We start from the raw sequence: 18,309 nt of genomic DNA on the forward strand, positions 1-18,309 counted from the left end.
TTGATTCGAGGGAGGTGATGGTAAGACTTTGTGCTTACACGGAGGTTGTATGCATTCCCATGCCGAGGCTGGACTGGGTGAGGGTGGCGTGGATGCGGCGGAAGTCGGACTCGCGGTTGCGGATGCGGAAGGGGAGGTCGTAGACGTAGGAGACGCCGGAGCCGGGGTGAGTGTGAGTGCGCTCTGATAGGGGCATTTCCTCGTTGGAGGTCGGGCGCTGGCGCTTCTCCCAGGCCCGACGGACCGGAGTCGGCACCTGGCGGCCGTTCGCGTCATAGACGTAGGCGCCTTGGCCACGGCCGTGGTCATAGTCGTAGAGGACAGCGAACTGGGTGCGGTAGATTATGCACAGGTCCTCGATCGGCACGCCCAGTATCATCGCCACCATAACATCGATCTCTGCCTGCGCATTACGGCGATCCTCCGCCCGACGCAACGGCGTATCCGCCGTCCACTCCGGACCAACCGGATGCTCGTCATAACGCTCCAAGATCGGAGCGTCAGTCACAAACGACTCATCCCAGCACTCGGCCCAAAGATCCGCATAAACGTCGGTGAGGCAGTTCAGGCGAAGACATCGAAATACGATTTTTCGAGCAAGTAGATTACTGCTGTCCAGGCGCGGAAGCCAATTAAATGTGGAAAACTGTATGGTTGACTTTGATGAAGAACGAATAAAGAAATCTGCGATGATGGTGGACGCCAGTCCCAGGGTTTCTATCAGTGAGCCAAGTGGAATGCTATTGGATCCTGCTGAAGAGACGCCGTGAACGTGTGCCGATCCTGGTGGAATGATGGACGGAGCGAAGGTTCTTTCTCCGGTATTGGCCGCCATGGCGCGCCAGGCGATGCGGTAGTGGTCGCGAGCAGGAGAACCATCCCAGTGGGTGTAGAGGCGGTCGTAGGTGGCGCGGTCGTCGGCGGGCTTGTACTGGGTAATCGGATTAGCGTCTGCGGGCAGGGCCTCCAGATCGGTCGTCGTCCAGTCCTTGTTGCTGCGCATAGTTTCGTTCGGCTGTTTGTACAGCGGCGTCGAGACGTGAAGATGTGGCCCCTGGAGAATAGCGTCGGTCCAGGAGACTGGCCCCCATTCTTTTGAGAACAATCCCTTTTGGAAATCGGTTGTTTCGTTCCAGCCAGTTGAGAATTGGAGGTTGAGAGTGCTGATACGTGGTCGGGTGGCCAGTGCAGTCAGAGTGTGGGCTGCAGCCGAGTTGACCGTCGAGACCATGGGGGTCGAACGCCAGTCATCCACCTCGGTCACTGCCTGCCACGTTCGGAGGACTGACTCATCGACGTGTTGGATTCGCGCCGCGTGCGGCCGCAGGTCCCAGGTGCCTGTGTGTGGATCCTTGAGACCGGGTTCCTCGCCACTCCCATCATGCTGGAGCGAGCGCAGGACGGTGTCCGGGTGATAGAGCGACGTCGTGTGAAGAAATGATGGTGGCCGCTCTGAACCGTACACGTGAACACCGTAGCGGATGTGATTGTCGACGTCGAATAGAAGTAGATCGTTGCTGAACTGCCAGTGGCGCCGCAGGTGCCGGTACGTAGCGGCACGGAGTCCCGGAGTCTTGGCGTCAGTGAAGTGGGTCTCCATGTGGATGAGGGACGAGATACCGTGCTTGCTCTGGTGAGCCCAGACCTGGCACATGAAGGCCCGATAGAGGTCGGGGCGTCCCTCCATGACGGGGTAGACCGTTTGATCGCTGATGAACTCTCCGAGGACCTCAGTCTCGGCGGCGCCATCGAGCACTGTAGTGAGGACGCCGGGACGTGCCAGAGTGCGCGGTAGACGCTGCTTCCGATCCGTCACCGACGGCTTCTTCATCAGCATCCACCAGGGATCGCCGTCGGCCAAAAGCGTCTCGACTGCGACATCGGGCCTCACCCACGGCGGGTTTCCCACTTGGAGATCGAAGCCGCCGCGGGCGAAGACGGTGGCGAAGTCCAGCTCCCAGTGGAAGAAGCCCTGCGCCTCCGCCACCTCCTGGACTACGGTGAGCCACTCGTGCTCGGAGATCACCGCCTCCACTCGGCGAGCCCCGGCGAGGCCGAGCTCAACCTCCTCCATGGTCTCCAGCTTCGCCCAGGAGGATGCATCTACCAGGGTCCCGTCGGTGCCCTTGGCGTCCTTGACCCGCTTGCCCAGCAGTCCCTCCAGGGCGCCCAGCCACTCATCGAGGCTCGGCGGCCTCACCTGTGTGGTCAGCGGCCAGTACCACAGCGCGCACCACGCATCCATCACGAGCCGCAGCCGCCGGTACGCCGAGCCCGGCTCCGCCAAATACGCCTCGATCTCCTCACGAGACACCGTCGAACCGGCGTCGGCCTGCGCCTCCCAGCCCCACAAATCAATACGCCGCGAGGCTTCGGTCTCCGCCACTTGCAGGCGCCGCAGGGTCAGTTCCCACAGCACCTCCACCCGCCGGGCCAGGGCCGTCAGCCGCTTGGTCCGGGTGGCGTTCAGTGTCTTGGTCATCTCCCTGCGCCAGGTCTTGAGCGCCTTGAGCCGGTCGGCGTCCACGAGGTCGCGCACGTGTTTGGGCACCTCCACCGCGCTGCCCCAGCCCTTGGCCGGTAGCAGGAAGTGATGGATCCTGCCGGAGACGTCGAGCGTCCCGCCCATGCGGTGCGGTGAGCCCTCATCGGCGTCGTCGATCGCGGCCGCCACCTGGCTCAGCGGTTCGGCCACCGGGGCAGCCGTCAGCCACGCCCGCTTCTTCAGCTGCGAGACCGAGTACAGTGACCGGCGCGCCCCCACCAGCGAGTTGCCGCGGCGCAGCCGCAGCCCGAACCACGGGGCCGCTAGCCCCTTCACCATCGTGTCCAGCCACAGGGAGACCTCCGCCAGCTCCACCGCCGTCGCATTGAGGTCCACCCCGTAGACCTGGTGCAGGGCGAGATACGCCTTCACCTTCGCCAGCTCACGCGGCCGCTTCTCCGGATCCACCCGCCGCCCCAGCTCCTTCTCCCGCCGGGAGAGGTACTGCTCCGCCAGCTGACGCACCGCCTCGATCGCGAAGGCCCCCGACCCCAGCGCCGGTTCGCACACCGTCAGGCGGAGGATCTCCTCGGCTGCCGTCACGTGACCGTTCTGGTCGAGCAGTTCGGCCAGAGCCTGCTGCACCGTGAACCGCGTGAGCACCTCCGGGGTGTAGAAGGAGGCCGACCGTTGCCGTTCCCGGCCCGACAGGCGGAAGACGAACTCGCCCTTCTCATAGGTGACGTTGCGGCGCTCGCCCGTCACCTCATCCTCCGCCGTCACGAAATCCTTCGCCTTCAGGCCCTTCATGACGTCCTCGGGCACCACCCAGGAACCCTTCGAGGCGTCCCCGCCCGGCGCCACCTCCCACAGGCGCTCGGTCGCGAAGGAGCCCGAGTAGCTCATGAGGCCCTCGTAGACGGCGCCCAGCTGGTTGATGCCCAGCTCCACATAGGAGATGAAACCGCGGCCGGTCTTCCCGTTCTCCGTGGTCAGCAGCAGGTGGCGCAGCACGCGCAGCAGCGCCGCATTGCCCAGGCCCACCTCGTCGATGAGCGCCGTCGCCTCAGGCCGGAACAGGTCGGCGCGCATCGGCTGGAAAACCAGCCCGTCGAAGGTTTCCTCCGCCTCGGGGTCCACCAGTGCGTTGAGGCCGCGGTTGACGAGCTGGAATAGTGTGTCCAGGGACTGGTAGATGTGGATGCCTGCGCGTGCCGATTCCTCGTGCAGCTCCGTGAGCGCCAGCTCGCGCAGGCGGTCCAGGCCGTAGCCGGCGTCGTACTCGGCCGCGCCCACCGGCAGGACACCCAGTTCCGGGCTCGCTTCGGCGTAGAGCAGGAAGATGATCCGGTAGATGTAACGCAGTGCCTGGAGCGCCAGCGGCTGGGCCTGTTCTTGCGGCAGCGGGCCCAGGCCTCGGGCGGCGTGGCGTTGCACCACCTCGTTCGCGATGATCTCGATCGAGGCGCGCACGCCCTCACGCAGGTCTTTCGAGACGCCCACCGTGTGGGCCGCCGAGTCCTCCAAAGTGGCCGCCCACCAGGTCTCGCCCTCCGGGCCCGGCACGAGGGAGGCGGCGTCCAGGCAGGTCAGGGTCCGCTCCACCTCCCCGCCGCGCGTGGTCTCATTGCGCTCGACGACGAGCTGGATATTCACCGCCAGCCACCGACCCTCCGGCCACCGCTCCTTGTCCACCACCAGCGCCCACTGGCCGGCCAGCACCAGGGCGAAAGCCGGGCCGTGCTCGTCGGTCATGAGGGCCGATAGCGCCCGGGAGACCGACTCCACTGGCTCGGCGCCCTCGACCGGCTGGGCCGCCGGCTCGGCCAGGTCCACCGGTTCCCACGCCTGCGCGAGCGTGCACGCGTCCTTGACGAGCAGGTCCTCGATGGTCGCCGCGGGGCGGGCCCGAAGCAGCGCCGCAGGCGCCGGTCCCTCATCCCCCACTGGGCGAACCAGGGTCACCGGCCCGCGCTCGGTCAGGCGGTACTCGGCCGAGGCGAAGCCCAGGATCTCGCGCATGAGCGCATCAAGCTCGGCCGTCGCCTCCAAGGCCGCCCCTGTTGTCGATTCCTCCGCTGCCGCAAGCGCTGCGAGCAGCGCCTCCAGACGGGACCGCTCGGCGCGGAAACGCGACCGCGGCGTCGCCACCGGCGCAGTCCGAGGGTCAGCCGGTTTCTCCAGAGCTTCCCATTCCTTGCGGCGCTCCAGCACCCGCGCCAGGAAGGACTCCTTGGTGGCGTCGGTGGTGACGTAGTGTTCGCTGATCCAGTCCTCGCCCACAACGAGCGCATCCGACGTCGCCATCAGCGCTCCTCTTCCGTCCCGAAGTCCGCTGGCACTACGACCAGCAGCGGCCGCACGAGCGTGTGCGCCGGCAGGTGCTGGGTCATCAGTTCTTGCTCCTCCTTGACCATGCTGCGCTGTGCACGCAGCTGGCGATTCTGAATGAGGGAACCGGCCTCGTCGTCCCAGGCGTCCGCATGGCTCGCCCACGCCTCCACCCGGACCTGCGCTTGAGTTCGTGCCGCTTCCACGGTCAGCCGCATCTGACTTTCGGCCCCATCCACGGCCGGGGCGATGAGCGACTCCAGCAGGGCGGGGTCCGCGGTGACACCCGAGTTCGTCAGCTCGTGAGTCACCCCCGCCGCTTCAAACATGTCCGCGGGAGAGGAATGCACCCGGGCGATCGCCACCGCCTCGGGCCGACGCCCCGCAGCTAGCTCCGCCCGTGCGGCCTCCAGATCCAGGAAGGGGAAGGCGGCGCTCACGCTCACCAGAGAGACCATCCGGCCCGCACGGTTCGTCAGCGTCCCCATGAGCAGCACCGTCGGAGCCTCGACCTCGCCGCGCACCGCGAAGACCGAGGAGCGCCCGAGCCTGGCCAGGACGCGGTCGCCCGCCCACTCCAGCACCGGGTGCAGGGGCCCCAGGTAATGAGCCTCCGGCCAGGAAGAATCCGAGGAGTCCCGCAGCGCGTCGGCCAGCAGGCGCGCGCCCTTCTTCTGCGTCGTCGCCAGCAACAGGTGCTCCTGGACGCGGCGCTCACGCAGATAGGACTGCGGCAGCACCGACAGGCGGCGACGCAGACCCGCCGGCGGCACCAGCTCCGCAATGTGCTGGGTGGGGTGCTCCCGCCAGGAGACGCCGCCACCATCGGAGCGGGCGAGCTCCTTCTCCTCCGGACGCTCGTAGAGCTCGATGAGGGCCTGACGCAGATAGTCCAGCTGGGTGGCGTACAGCGTCGAGGTCGGCAGCGGGGCGGCAGACCCGGAGCCCGGCGCCGTCGGGAGGGAGTCGGCCGGGGCTCCGGGGCCGGCCTGGTCGCGGCCCGCTGGAGTACCGAGGTCCGCCGCGGCGCCAGGGCGTGCCCCGATGTCAGAGCCCGCCACGGCTGCACCGTCGGCCCTGGCCTCGGCCGTGCCCGTGAGTGTGGCGAACAACGCCGCCATCGGATCCAGGGCCGACCTCTCGTCCGCATCCGGCACGACCTCGTCGATGTCCGTGCCGGCTGCGAGAGCCTCGCGGATCGCCGCCTCCTCCTTCTCGCCCGAGTACAGGCCCATGAGAGAGGCCGCGTCGCCCAGCGCCCGGTGCGCCTGATCCTCCTTCTCCATAAGACGGGTCAGCACGCGTACGTCGCCGGAGAAGCCCGGATCCGAGGGGCTGAGCAGAAGAGTCGTGATCTGCGGGCTCGTCTCCTGGCCGTAGCGGTCGATGCGACCGTTGCGCTGCTCGATGCGGATGAGCGACCACGGAATGTCGTAGTGGATGAGCTCGTGGCACTGAGCGTGCAGGTTGACGCCCTCCGAGGCCACGTCACCGGTCACAAGAATGCGCACCGGGGTGTGCGACTGGCGGAAATCCTCGACGACCTCCTGCTGCTCGACGTCCGACAGGCTTCCATGCATGATGCGCACCGCCTCCTCCGGGAGCCCCAGGTCCGCTCGCAGATGCTCCGCCAACCAGGTCAATGTCGCAATGCGCTCGGCGAAGACGACGACACGCTCGGTGGACCGCGGCCCGATCCCGATGCGGGCCAGCTCGGCGAGCAGGGCCCGGTACTTGCCCGAGTCGGCGGCGTCCGCCCGAGCCGCGAGGGCGCGCAGGCGGGTCAGCGCCCGGGTCTGCTCCGAGGTGGTCAGGTCCTCTTCACTGGCTGCCCGTTGCCGGCGTCGGTTGACACGCTGGTCGATCGTCTCGATGAGCGCCGCGGGTGAGGACAAGAAAGCTTTAGCCAATGTCCAGGAGAACAGAGCGTCGCCGGCCCGGGCGGTGGCGCCGGGAACCGCGCCCGGGGCCGCCGCGCCGTCGGGCCGGTGCAGCCACACGCGTGACAGCTCACTGGCCACCGCATCCTCCGCGGGCGACGGCATCACCAGCCGGTTGACCGGGACCAACCGCTCCCTCCACCGGCCGCCCACGACGTCGCGCACTTCATCGGAGTGACGGTGCCGGCGGATGACGAGGCGGCGGACCGCCTCCTTATCCAGCGTGCCGTTCGCGTGCACCGCCGTCGGCTCCAGGAGGCGGATGAGCTCGGCGAAGGACGTGGGGTCGCCGTTGTGAGGCGTGGCCGAGGCCAGGACGAGGGCGTCGGTCTGGCGCGCCAGGATGTCCGCCAGACGATTGTTGAGGGTGCCGCGGTTGGTGACGTTGTGAGATTCGTCGATGACGACGGCATCCCACCGCTGACGGCGCAGGTGGTTCAGGTAGCGGTCCGACTTGAGGGTGTCGATCGAAATGATCGAACGGCGGAAGACCGAGAAGGGGTTGCGGGTGGCCGGCACCGAGCGGCGCACCCGCTGAATGCCGAGCGAGTCCAGGCGCACGAAGGGCAGCGCGAAGCGGGACCACATCTCGTGCTGCATCTGTTCCAGCACATGGCGGGGAGTCACGATGAGGATTCTCTCGCCCCGGCCGCGGCGTACCAGCTCGGCCAGGATCATCCCGATCTCCAGGGTCTTGCCCAGGCCGACGGTGTCGGCCAGCAGGATGCGCGGGCGCAGGCTCGCCGGGTCCAGCGCCTGGCGCACGGCTGTCAGCTGATAGGGGAGCGGGTCCGCCAGGACGCCGCCGACTACCGCCAGATCGGTGGACGAAGCGGGCAGTGCCGTCTTGCGCAACGTCGCCTCCAGCCACAGGCGCGAGAGGCGGTGGCGAGTGGAGGTGTCTGCGACGACGCGCGTGCGGCGCGGATCGACCGGTTCGATGCGGTCGATGCCAGCGGAGAACTGGGCGGTCGTATCCTGGACCAGCTCCGAAAGGCCCTGCACTGTGATGAGCGTGCCGTCGCTGGTTTGCGAGATCTGGGTGACGAGCCAGTCCTCATCGCGCACTCGCACCACCGAACCCGGGGCGACGTCGAGGGACGGGGTCTCCGGCGACGGCGAAGCGGGCGCAGCCGGGCCGGGCGCCGGCGGAGCTGCGGGGGACGGCGCAGTGGAGGCGGCGTTGGGAGGGACGGCTGTAGTCACAGGCATGATCCTAGAGAGGACCACCGACACGGCGGAGCCGCTGCTGAGGCGGAACCGATCCGTGACCTCGGGGCGCGGGTCTTCCGCCAATCATGAAGACTCAAGACTAGTGCGGGCCGTTTAGTGCGGGCTTCCGTCGGATTGGCGAGGGATCCTATGCGCAGGAGCGTGGCACCGAGGTCGTCTGCGTGGTTGTGCTCTCCGAGTCGGTGAGAACTGGCGGGGGTCGGCGAAGAGGAGTCGGCGGTGGTTTCTGCTTCCGATCGGGGTCGGGAGCGCTCGCACTCGTGCTACGAGTCGCGTGCCGTCGAGCCGTGCCTCGTCGTGCAGGCGGTGATTAGACGGTGATTGTCCAAATCTGTCGCAAAGGGGCTCACGAGCCCCTCATGTCGCCGACGGAACCGCGGAATCATGTGGTTTCACGTCGTCCGCCCGCGCCCAATCGTGGCCTTTGTGACAGATTTGGACACCAGAGCGATTCTGGCGCCCAATGCGGCCTCGGGGCCGGATTACCGCCAGTGCCTCTCCCTCGAGGGCTCGCCGCCGCAGAGCTGCAGGCGTGCGCCTCGCCCCGAACCGATGCAGCAGGCCGTTATCCTACGCCCGGCCGTCGATGACAAGGGCCGGCGCATGCGCAACCACGCCAAGTTCCTCGTCGTCGACCACCAGATCCTCGTCGTGACGAGCGCCAATCTCTCCTTGAGCGCAGAGGAGCGCAACGTCGAGTTGGGCCTGCGGATCGACGATCCGCTCCTCGCTCGCGCAGTCGAGGACCAGATGCGCGCCCTGGAGGACGTCAGGATCTACGAGCGGGTCGGCGGGAAGGGGTAGCCCGAACGTCTATTGAGCCGGGAGGCGATCTGGCGGCCATCTATTCCCGGCTCCTGGACGGCGAGCACAGCCTGCCTGGCGGGCGGCGTCGATGGGCGGCGACGAGCGGTGCATCGTTCCGCCCCGGGCCGGTCGTCATCCCCGGGCCGGTCATCATGCGGTCCAGTGCATCCGAACCACGCGAATCGTCCCCTCGGGCCGGGGTCGCGAGGCAGAATCCTGGTATGGGAATGGACCCTGCCCCTGATGACCGCCTTCGGACCCTGCAGTACTGGTGGATGCTCGAGCTGTTCAGCCCGCAGAAGGTGCCGAAGCCAATCAAACAATCGACACGTCCGGAAGGCCGCCAGGTCATCGAGTGGCGGCCAGGTGAGCCCTTGCCGTGGTGGTCCCTGCGCCCGCCGGCACCGGTGGGCAGAACGAGACGGAGGTGGCAGCACACCGTCTACCTCGGCCTGTACGACCTCGAGGACGTCTACCAGTACTTGCATCACGCCTTCGCCGAGGACCGGGACGCCTACGACGAGCGCCGTGCCGGGGTCAGCGCCTGCGCGGCGGTCATGCTCGACGACCGCGGGGTGCTGATGGTCGATTCCGCGACGCTCTCCTCGGCGCTGTGGGCCGTCGCTCGGATCAGGGACTCCGGCGCGGCGCCGAGCCCGCAATGGGCGGGCGGATTTTCCCTGGCCGCCCAGGAGTTCAAGGAGGAGGTGGACGTCGTCGAGGGACTCCGCCGCGAGGCGGCCCGGGCCGAGAAGGCCCCGCCCCAGGACGAGGACTCTCTGTGGACGCTGCTGCACATCGCCCACGAGGCCTCGGGGATCGCCGGCACGCCCCGGCTGGCCGGCCAGCGGATCGTCATCTCATCGGTCGCCGTCTCCGATCGCCGCACCGGCGGCGCCGCTGCGGACATCGACTTCCTCAACAGCTTCTTCCTCGACGACCTCGCGGCCGTGCAGGTGGCCCTGACGAACGGCCGCTGCTCGCCGGCGCTGTCGGAGTACCTGACCGCCGACGCCCTGCTCCCCACCGATCTGCGGTCGGACGTCATGACGGAGCACGCCGTCGTCGACGCCGGGGTCGGGATCGACCGGCTGCCGAAGGGGCGATGGCCCTCCAACCCCGAGCACGGACTGGCGCTGCGGCAGCAGTTCGCCGTCAACCGGGCATTGGACGACCTGTCCGGGACTCGCGGCCTCATGGGCGTCAACGGGCCGCCCGGCACCGGCAAGACGACGATGCTGCGCGACATCCTCGCCGGCAACGTCGTTGAGCGCGCACGACGTCTCGCCTCCTTGCAGCGCCCCGAGCACGCCTTCACGGCGACCACGCACCGGTGGTCGTCCAGCGACGGATACTCGCGCACGATCCGCCAGCTGCGCCCGGAGCTCACCGGATTCGAGATGGTCGTCGCCTCGGCGAACAACGCCGCCGTCGAGAACATCAGCGTCGAGATCCCCGCCCGAGAGGCGATCGCCGCCCGGTGGAGGGACGACGCCGACTACTTCGCGGATATCGCCTCCGCGATCCTGGCGACCGCCGTCGCCGGTGCAGAAGAGGGGGAGACGCCGGAAGGAGCAGAGCGGACAGAAGGAGCAGAAGGATCAGACCGGAGGGCCTGGGGACTGGTCGCCGCCCGACTGGGCAACAAACGGAACCGGGCAGACTTCCGGTCGGCGTTCTGGTTCGACGCCGTCGACCCGCGCACGAGGCAGCGCGTCCCGGCAGCTGCCCCGCGCATGCAGACGCGTTTGAGTCAGTGGCGGGATGGGACGGCGCCGCGCACCGACTGGTCGCGGGCGCGGGAGGACTTCCGCCGGGCCGAGCGGCGCGTCGATGAGCTCCTCGCGCAGCGGCGGGCCGCCCAGGATCGCCTGAACCGTCTGGAGGCCATCCTCCGGGAGGAGGACGAGCTCGCCGCGCAGGCGCAGGGGCGGGGGGCCGAGGTCTCCGCGGCTGTTGGCGAGAGCCGCGCGTACGCGGCCGCCGTCGAGCGCGCGGCGGCGGAGTGCTCCGAGGCGCGCACGGTCCGGGACCGGCAGGTCGAGACCAGGCCCGGGGCGCTCGAGACGCTCTTCACCCTGGGACGCGCCGTCCGCGAGTGGAGGGCGCGGCTGGAGCCGCTTGAGGGCCGGTTGCGAGCGGCGGAGCAGCACTGGCGGCAGACGCGCGACCATGCGCAGTACCTCGACGGACGGGCGCGCCGGCTGTCGGAGGAAGTGACGACTCTCGAAGCAAGGCGCCTGCAGGCGGTCCGGGAGGCGACCGAACTGCGCTCGCGGGTGGCCGCGGACCGTGATGCGTACGGGCCCGCATACCCTGAGCGGACCCGGGCGGGGAAGGCCCGTGAGAAGAGCACCCCGTGGCTCGACGCCCGGCTCGACGAGGCTCGCTCTGAATTGTTCCTGGCGGCCATGCGTCTCCACGAGGACTTCCTGGCCAACGCGGCCGGTGACATGCTGAAGGGGCTGCGCGCGGCCATCGAGGTGGTGTCCGGCGCCCACCCGCGCAACCTGGAGCCCGAGAAGCTACTGGCGGCGTGGCAGACTTTCTTCCTGGCCGTGCCGATGGTCTCGACGACCTTCGCCTCCGTCGGCCGCATGTTCGCGGGTCTTGGGGCCGAGTCCCTCGGCTGGCTGCTCATCGACGAGGCCGGGCAGGCGCCCCCGCAGTACGCCGTCGGGGGGATCTGGCGCGCCCAGCGGGTCATCGCCGTCGGCGACCCGCTGCAGCTGCAGCCGGTTGTCACCATGCCGCGCAAGGCCCAGCGCGACATCGCCGCCGCCTTCCACGTCTCCCCGACATGGATTCCGCCGCGGGCGTCGGTCCAGACCCTGGCTGACCGCATGTCGCGCGACGGCACCGCCCTGCGTCAGGGCGAGGAGTCGGTGTGGGTGAGCATGCCGCTGACGGTGCACCGCCGATGCGATGACCCGATGTTCAGCCTGTGCAACAGGATGGCCTATGACGGCATGATGGTCAGCGCGGTCCATCGTCGTCTGGACGACCCCGAGCACCCCGACCTCTTCGACGGGCCGGACGGCGAGCCGAGGATTCTGGCGAGCCAGTGGTTCGATGTCCCGGCGACCACGTCCGGGACACATCTTCAGGACGAACAGATCGTGCAGGTGCGCCGCCTGCTCGAGGACCTCGGGGATCAGGGCATCGCCACCTCGCAGATGATCGCGATCTCGCCTTTCCGGGTGGTGGCCGACAAGCTGGAGTCCCTTGGGCGGCAGTACCCGGGGTTGCGCGGCGGCACGATCCACACCGCACAGGGCAGGGAGGCCGACGTCGTGTTCCTCGTTCTGGGAGGGGACCCGAGCGCCCCCGGGGCGAAAGGCTGGGCCTCGTCGACCGTCAACCTCGTCAATGTCGCCGTGAGCCGGGCGAAGCGGCGCCTCTACGTCATCGGCGACCGCGCGGCCTGGGCGCCGTACCCCTACTTCAACGGGCTCGCCGCCGCGCTCGGCCGTCAGCCTGGCGCGGCCCCGGAGGCGGGAGGCTGAGCACGGGTCGGTGAGGGTCGGCGGAGATCGGTGAGGGCGAGGCGGCGGAGGTCGCTCACCCGCCCGGCGCAAGCTACACCTCTCCTCAATGGATCGGCGGTTCCATAACGTGCTGCATTGCCCTTCAATAGACCGAAGGTCTGTTATTGGTGGCGGGTCGTCGCGGCCCGGTGACCCGCTTCCGCCCACTGACTGTTTCGGCCGTCGCCCGACCGCTGAAAGGAACCGCCCACGGAGGACGTCACCCTGAACAACGGCGTGAGATGCCGATCCTGGGCCTCGGCGTCTTCCAGATCCCCGAGCCCGAGACCGAGGCCACCGTTCGCTCAGATGCGACCGGACAGTTCGTACTGGGCCCTCGTCGTCCCGGCCCACGCCCTCACGGGGATCGGGCTGGGAATCATGTTCAACTCCGGGTCCAACACCGCCACCCCTCGGTCTGGCGACATCGGACACCGGCATCGGCGCAGCGGTCTACAGCACCTTCCAGCAGCTGGGCGGAGCCACCGGCACCGCGCTGATGAACACCATCGCGACCTCGGCGACCGCCGCCTGGCTCCTCAGCCACCCGGCGGGGGCCGGGCAGTCCGGCGGCTCCGCCGCGGGGACGGTCCACGGCTACAGCGTCGCGTTCTGGGCCTCGTCGGCCATCTCCTCGTCGCCGCGGCGCTCGCGGCCCTGCTCATCCGCGCTCCCCGGCCCGAGGGCGGCCAAGTGATGGCCGGGCGGCTAGCGTTCTCCTCCCGCACCGCCCCGTGGTCGGGGCGGTGACCGGAGCGGGTGCGCTCGGGCTCGTTGAAGGTCGCGGGTCGCGTGCTGTGGATGGCCGAAAGGGTCGCCGGTTGTCTAAATCTGTTGCAAAGGCCGTTGCGGGGTCCGGGTGGCTGAGATGAAACCGCATGATTCCGCGGTTCTGTCACCAGTGCATGGGGTTCGCGGGCGCCTTTGCAACAGATTTGGACATCGTGCGTGAGTCCGGGGTCCGATTCGGGCCCGGCGCCGGTTCGTGGAGAGGGCCCTGAGCCGGGGCCGCCGGTCGCTGAACCGCGTGTGCGCGGCTCGATCCCCGGATTGGTGTGACGAGCCGGGCTCCACAAGCAGGGCTCCGCGCCACCTGTTCACAGGGCTCGATCCGGAATATTGCCGCTCCCTTACCCGGTGCGCAGCAATGGACTCATGCACGACGATCTCCTCGCCCTCGTGCGCGGCTGCTACGGCGCAGTGCGCATACGGGACCTCGGACTGAATCGCACCCAACGGCGTCACCTTGCCGCTCTCGTCGAGGCGGGCGATCTCACCGCCCACGAGCACGGCGTCATCAGCATTCCGGGCACCGACCGCGCCCTCGTTCTAGCCCGTATTCATGGCGGACTTCTCACCTGCCAGGCCGCCATGAGCCACTACGGCCTGCCGGTGGCTCAGGGTCGCGAGCAAGTTCATCTCGTCGTCCCGGGCAGGGGACGCTTCGCCGCACTGGGGCGCGAGGTTCTCCATGCCGACCGGAACCAGTCCCAGCCGTCGCCCACGTCCTTCCCGGTGCAGTCGCTTCCCGAGGCCCTGGCGCGTTTCCTGCGCTGCCATGCCCGGGACGACTCCCCGCTCATCGCTCTTGACGCCGCCCTCCATGACGAGCGGGTCACGGCCGAGCAGGTCCGCGCGCTGCTGCGCGGTCCCGGCTCGGTCAGGGCGCTCGCCCGACTCGATCGCGCGAGTGCCCGGTCGCGATCTCCCCTGGAGACGCTGGCGCGAATAGACCTCGAGGCCGCAGGTCTGACTCTCGAGGACGGGGTGGATGTCGAGGGTGTCGGTGAGGTGGACCTGGTGGTCGAGGGGCGGATTGTCGTGGAGCTCGACGGCTACACCTATCACTGCGACGAGTATCAATTCACCCTCGATAGGTGGCGCGACCGCCGGCTCGTCGCCCGCGGCTACCTGCCTCTGCGCTTCACGCGGAAGGAGGTCTACGCGCATCAGGTCGTTCCGGACGTTCTGAAGACCCTCAATCGCTGAAGAATGTCCAAATCTGTCACAAAGGCCGCGGTTGGGCGCGGGCGGGCGATGTGAAACCGCATGATTCCGCGGTTCTGCCGGCGACGTGAGGGGCTCGTGAGCCCTTTTGTGACAGATTTGGACATGGATGCCTCTTCAGCGGAGGCCATTGGAGCCGACCGGGCCCTGGAGGCCTGGGCGCGCCGGAGCCCGGGCCCCGGAGGCTTGGGCGCGCCACGTTCCGGGGCGCCCTGGAGGCCTGGGCGCGCCGGGGCCCCGGAGGCCGGGACCCGCCACGGTCCGGGACCCGCCGGAGGCGGGGGCGCGCACATTCCGACCCGACCGACCCCGCACCACTCACCGCTCACCACACCCCGATGATGCTCCACCAGATCGGCCCGACCACCAGCCAGATGGCCATGTGCACGATTCCCAGCACGAGCCCGGTCCGCCACCACGCCCCGAGTTCCACGTACCCGGATCCGAAGTACAGCGGCGCCGGCCCGTTGCCGTAGTGGGTCAGGCATCCCATGAGGGTCGGGATCGCACCGAGGAACACGGTCAGCGGCACCCCCGGTAGCCCGAGCGCCAGCCCCACCCCGAGGAACACCGCGAACATGGAGGCCGTGTGAGCGGTGCCCGAGGCGAACAGGTAATGGGTCAGCGCGTACACACCTGTCAGGGCGGCGAAGGCGGCCACGGTGCCGAGCCCTCCCATGCGCGCGCCGATCTGGTCTCCCAACCACCCGATGAAGCCGAGCTTGTTGAGGTAGGTGCCCATCATGACCAGCGCCGCGAACCAGGTGAGGGTGTCCCATGCGCTCCGCTCGGCCTTCATCTGCTCCCACGTCAGCGCTCCGGTCAGCAGCAGCACGCCCAGGCCCAGCAGGGCCACCGTCGTCGCGCTCATGAGGGACTCGCCGATCATCCACAGGACGATCATCATGAGGAAGACCACTAATGTGACCCGCTCGTGCGCCGTCACCGGTCCGAGCCGAGCCAGCTCGCGCGAGGCCATGGCGGAAGCGTCCGGGGTGCGGCGGATCTCGGGTTTGTTGAGGGCGTAGACGACCAACGGCACGGCGATGACGCCGAGTACCCCGGGCACTGCCGAGGCCGCCAACCACCCGGGCCAGTCGACGCCGACGCCGGAGGCCGCCGCCAGTCGCGCGGACATGGCGTTGGGCGCGGCTCCGGTGAAGAAGATGACCGAGACGGCCAGGTTGAGATTGTAGGTGGTCAGTGCCAGGTAGGAGCCGAGCCGCCGGTGGGTGCCAGGCCGCTCCGGCTCCGAGCCGAAGGCCTTGGCCACGCTCATCATGACGGGGTACACGTAGCCGGAGCGCGCCGTGTTCGACGGGATCGCCGGCGAGGTGACGAGGTCGGCCAGTCCCAGCCCGTAGGCCAGGCCGAGGCTCGAACGCCCGAAGACCTTGACGAACAGGTAGGCGAGCCTTTCGCCGAGCCCCGAGGAGATGACGGCTCGGGCAGCGAAGAAGGCGGAGACGATGAGCCAGATCGTCGAGTTGGAGAAGCCCGACAGCGCCGCCGAGACCCTGTCCCCGGCCTCGCCGTCGGGGGCCAGCACGCCGGTGGCGGCGCAGACGGCCATGGCGATGATCGACAGCGCGCCCATGGGCGCGGCCTTGGCGATGATCCCCACGATGGTGGCCAGGAAAATGGCGAACAAGTGCCAGGCGCCGGGCTCCAGGCCCTGCGGTGTCGGGATGATCCAGACGGCCGCGCCGACGAGGAGGGACGCCGCCAGTGCCGTCGGCCTGGTTTCGCGTCCCAGGCCCGGCCGTCCGGGGGCGGACGACGGCGCCTGCTGCGGGGCTGACGAGGACGCCGGCGCGGCGGGCCGGTGATTCCCGGCTCCGGACCCGCCGGCGGAGGCCGGGCCGTTCCCGCCGGCGGAGGCCGGGCCGTTCCCGCCGGCGGAGGCCGGGCCGTTCCCGCCGGCGGAGGCCGGGTCGTCCTTGCCGGCGTCGCGGGGGGCGCGCGCGTCGAGAACGACGGCACCCGTATCGGCGGCGTCCCGGGTGGGTCGGCGGACGTCGTCGGCGCTCATCTGATGTACCGGACCTTCTCGTTGAGCGCGGCCAGGGCGGCCTCCTTGCGCTCGTTGTAGACGACTTTCTGCTGTTCGAAGAGGTTGTCGCCGTGGGCGTCGATGGAGACGATGAGCGGGCCGAACTGCTTGACCCGGAAGGTCCACAGCGTCTCCGGCATGCCCAGGTCGCGCCACTGCGCCCCCTCGACCTCCTCCACCGAGGTGGCGGCGATGACCGCGTTACCGGCCGGGAAGACGCAGTGCAGGGCGCCGTACTTCTTGCAGCCCGCCTCGGTGCCCGGACCCATACCGCCCTTGCCGACGATGAGGCGCACGCCGGTGCGCGCGATGAATTCCTCCTCGAACATCTCCATGCGCATCGACGTGGTCGGGCCCACCGCCACGACTTCGAAGCGGTCCGCCTCCTCGTCGATGACCCGGATGATGGGGCCGGCGTGAAGGATGGCGCCGTTGCGGACGTCCACGGGCAGATCGCGACCGTATTCGATGAGGCGACGGTGGGCGACGTCGCGGCAGGTGGTGATGTGCCCGTCGAGGAAGATGACGTCGCCGACCCGTATGTCCTCGATGTCCTCGCGGCTGATCGGCGTGCTCAGGGTGATGGCCCGACCGGAGCCGGTCCGTTCAACGGCCTCGGCCTCGTGCCGTTCGGCGTCGGCGGCCTGCTCGATGGCCTGCTCAGCGCTCTGGGTGGCGCCGGTCCGGGCGCCGGTCCTGGCGGCGTCGGTGGTGTCGGTGGTGCTCACAGTGTGACTCCCTTGTGCGTGATGAGCTCGTAGTTCAGGTCATGATCGAAATGAATGGTGCCGCGGCGGTGCGACCAGCAGCCGGTGTTGACGGCGACCGATAGCACCGAGGGGTGGCGGGCGGCGTTCTCGATGTTGACGCCCATGGTCGAGCGGGTCCCGCCCAGCCCCTGCGGCCCCAGGCCGATGGAGTCGATGGCCGCCTGCAGGTTGGTCTCCAACTCGGCGACCTTCGGGTTGGTCGCATGCGAGTCGACCGGCCGCATGAGGGCCAGCTTGGACATGTAGCTCGCAGCGTCGATGGACGAGCCGATGCCCACCCCGACCAGCAGCGGCGGGCAGGCATTGAGCCCGTAGAGGTCATGACGTCCAGGACGAACTTCATGGCCGCCTCGTAGCCCTCACCGGGCATGAGCGTCCTGCCCTGACCCGGCAGCGTGCATCCGCCGCCGGCCAGGTAGACGTGCAGGGTGAGGTCGTCGCGGCCCTCGGCGACGTCCCAGTAGATCCAGGGCGACTTCGTGCCGATGTTCGTGCCGGTGTTGTACTCGTCGAAGGTCTCGACGGTGTTGTGCCGCAGCGGGGCCAGTCGGGTGGCCTCGGCGATGGCGGCCTTGAGCGCCTCGGCCAGACCGTCGGTGCAGGGGAAGTGGCTGCCGACGGTGGCGAAGATCTGGACCAGGCCCGTGTCCTGGCACGAGGGCCGCTTGAGCTCGAGCGCCAACGACTGGTTGCGCTGCATGGTCCGGTAGATCATCGTCGCCATCGGGTTGGTCTCCTCCTCGGCCAGCTCCTTGAGGCGGGCGGTGACGTCGTCGGGCAGACGACGTGAGATGACGGCGGTGAAGCGGGCGACGACGTCGGCCAGCTCGGCGAGTCCGGCGGCGCCCGGGGCGGTGGCGGAGAGGGTGGGGATGCTGGTGTCCTGGGTTGCGTCCGTGGTGCCGGCGGCGGGTGTGGCGGTCACGGCGGTCCTCCTTCGGCGTGCGCGGTGATCGAGTGCGTTGTGATCAAGGCTCCGCCGAAGACCGGTCGCCGTCTGTCCACGAGCTCAGCATTCTTGCTGGGACCCACGTCCCATTCCGTCCGTCGCGAGACCGGCGCTCGGTGCGCACTCACCTGGGTATTCACCCGATGGCGGCCATTCGAGGAACCCGTGCGGTCACGCGGTTTTCACGGGGCGGCGGGATGCTCCGCC

Annotated in this window: 7 protein-coding genes and 1 pseudogene; 3 read left to right on the forward strand and 5 right to left on the reverse strand. The window is 68.9% G+C overall.

Features of this window, described 5'->3' with window-relative positions; all coding sequences use genetic code 11:
- Positions 1-34: 34 nt before the first annotated feature.
- Both HMPREF9062_RS02675 and HMPREF9062_RS02680 read right to left on the reverse strand, forming a co-directional pair.
- Positions 35-4,792 carry a hypothetical protein gene (locus HMPREF9062_RS02675; protein WP_009748481.1) on the reverse strand — a complete coding sequence of 1,586 codons (4,758 nt, stop codon included), beginning with the start codon at positions 4,790-4,792 and terminating at the stop codon, positions 35-37.
- Positions 4,792-7,962 (reverse strand): helicase-related protein, encoded by a 3,171-nt coding sequence (locus HMPREF9062_RS02680; protein ID WP_009748482.1) that lies wholly within the window; start codon positions 7,960-7,962, stop codon positions 4,792-4,794. The genes HMPREF9062_RS02675 and HMPREF9062_RS02680 overlap by 1 nt, the downstream gene beginning before the upstream one ends.
- Positions 7,963-8,415: 453 nt before the next feature.
- Here HMPREF9062_RS02680 and HMPREF9062_RS12410 point away from each other — a divergent pair, with 453 nt between their 5' ends.
- The 3 genes from HMPREF9062_RS12410 (at position 8,416) to HMPREF9062_RS02695 (ending at position 14,312) form a co-directional block, all read left to right on the forward strand.
- Positions 8,416-8,793 (forward strand): phospholipase D-like domain-containing protein, encoded by a 378-nt coding sequence (locus tag HMPREF9062_RS12410; protein WP_253270641.1) that lies wholly within the window; start codon positions 8,416-8,418, stop codon positions 8,791-8,793.
- A 224-nt stretch (positions 8,794-9,017) separates the two neighbouring features.
- Positions 9,018-12,302 carry a DEAD/DEAH box helicase gene (locus HMPREF9062_RS02690; protein WP_009748484.1) on the forward strand — a complete coding sequence of 1,095 codons (3,285 nt, stop codon included), beginning with the start codon at positions 9,018-9,020 and terminating at the stop codon, positions 12,300-12,302.
- Positions 12,303-13,478: 1,176 nt separating this feature from the next.
- Positions 13,479-14,312, forward strand: a complete 834-nt coding sequence (locus HMPREF9062_RS02695; RefSeq protein WP_009748486.1) for a DUF559 domain-containing protein — start codon at positions 13,479-13,481, stop codon at positions 14,310-14,312.
- Between the two features lie 343 nt (positions 14,313-14,655).
- Here HMPREF9062_RS02695 and HMPREF9062_RS02700 read toward each other — a convergent pair whose 3' ends face one another.
- The 3 genes and pseudogenes from HMPREF9062_RS02700 to ttdA form a co-directional block, all read right to left on the reverse strand.
- Complete coding sequence (locus HMPREF9062_RS02700) at positions 14,656-16,362, reverse strand: DASS family sodium-coupled anion symporter (protein WP_009748488.1); 1,707 nt, start codon at positions 16,360-16,362, stop codon at positions 14,656-14,658.
- Positions 16,359-17,111: a L(+)-tartrate dehydratase subunit beta gene (gene ttdB / locus HMPREF9062_RS02705; protein WP_009748489.1), complete on the reverse strand. Its 753-nt coding sequence runs from the start codon at positions 17,109-17,111 to the stop codon at positions 16,359-16,361. The genes HMPREF9062_RS02700 and ttdB overlap by 4 nt, the downstream gene beginning before the upstream one ends.
- Positions 17,108-18,078 (reverse strand): annotated as a pseudogene (gene ttdA, locus HMPREF9062_RS02710) (L(+)-tartrate dehydratase subunit alpha). The gene ttdB and the pseudogene ttdA overlap by 4 nt, the downstream one beginning before the upstream one ends.
- Between the last annotated feature and the right edge of the window lie 231 nt (positions 18,079-18,309).

Origin of the sequence: Actinomyces sp. oral taxon 448 str. F0400 (assembly GCF_000220835.1) — a bacterium.
Classification (GTDB): domain Bacteria; phylum Actinomycetota; class Actinomycetes; order Actinomycetales; family Actinomycetaceae; genus Actinomyces.

Bases quoted from the DNA above. Each gene is read 5' to 3' on its own strand.
- HMPREF9062_RS02695 (WP_009748486.1), top strand. From the start codon at position 13,479: ATGCACGACGATCTCCTCGCCCTCGTGCGCGGCTGCTACGGCGCAGTG.
- HMPREF9062_RS02690 (WP_009748484.1), top strand. From the start codon at position 9,018: ATGGGAATGGACCCTGCCCCTGATGACCGCCTTCGGACCCTGCAGTAC.
- HMPREF9062_RS02700 (WP_009748488.1), bottom strand. From the start codon at position 16,362: ATGAGCGCCGACGACGTCCGCCGACCCACCCGGGACGCCGCCGATACG.
- HMPREF9062_RS02675 (WP_009748481.1), bottom strand. From the start codon at position 4,792: ATGGCGACGTCGGATGCGCTCGTTGTGGGCGAGGACTGGATCAGCGAA.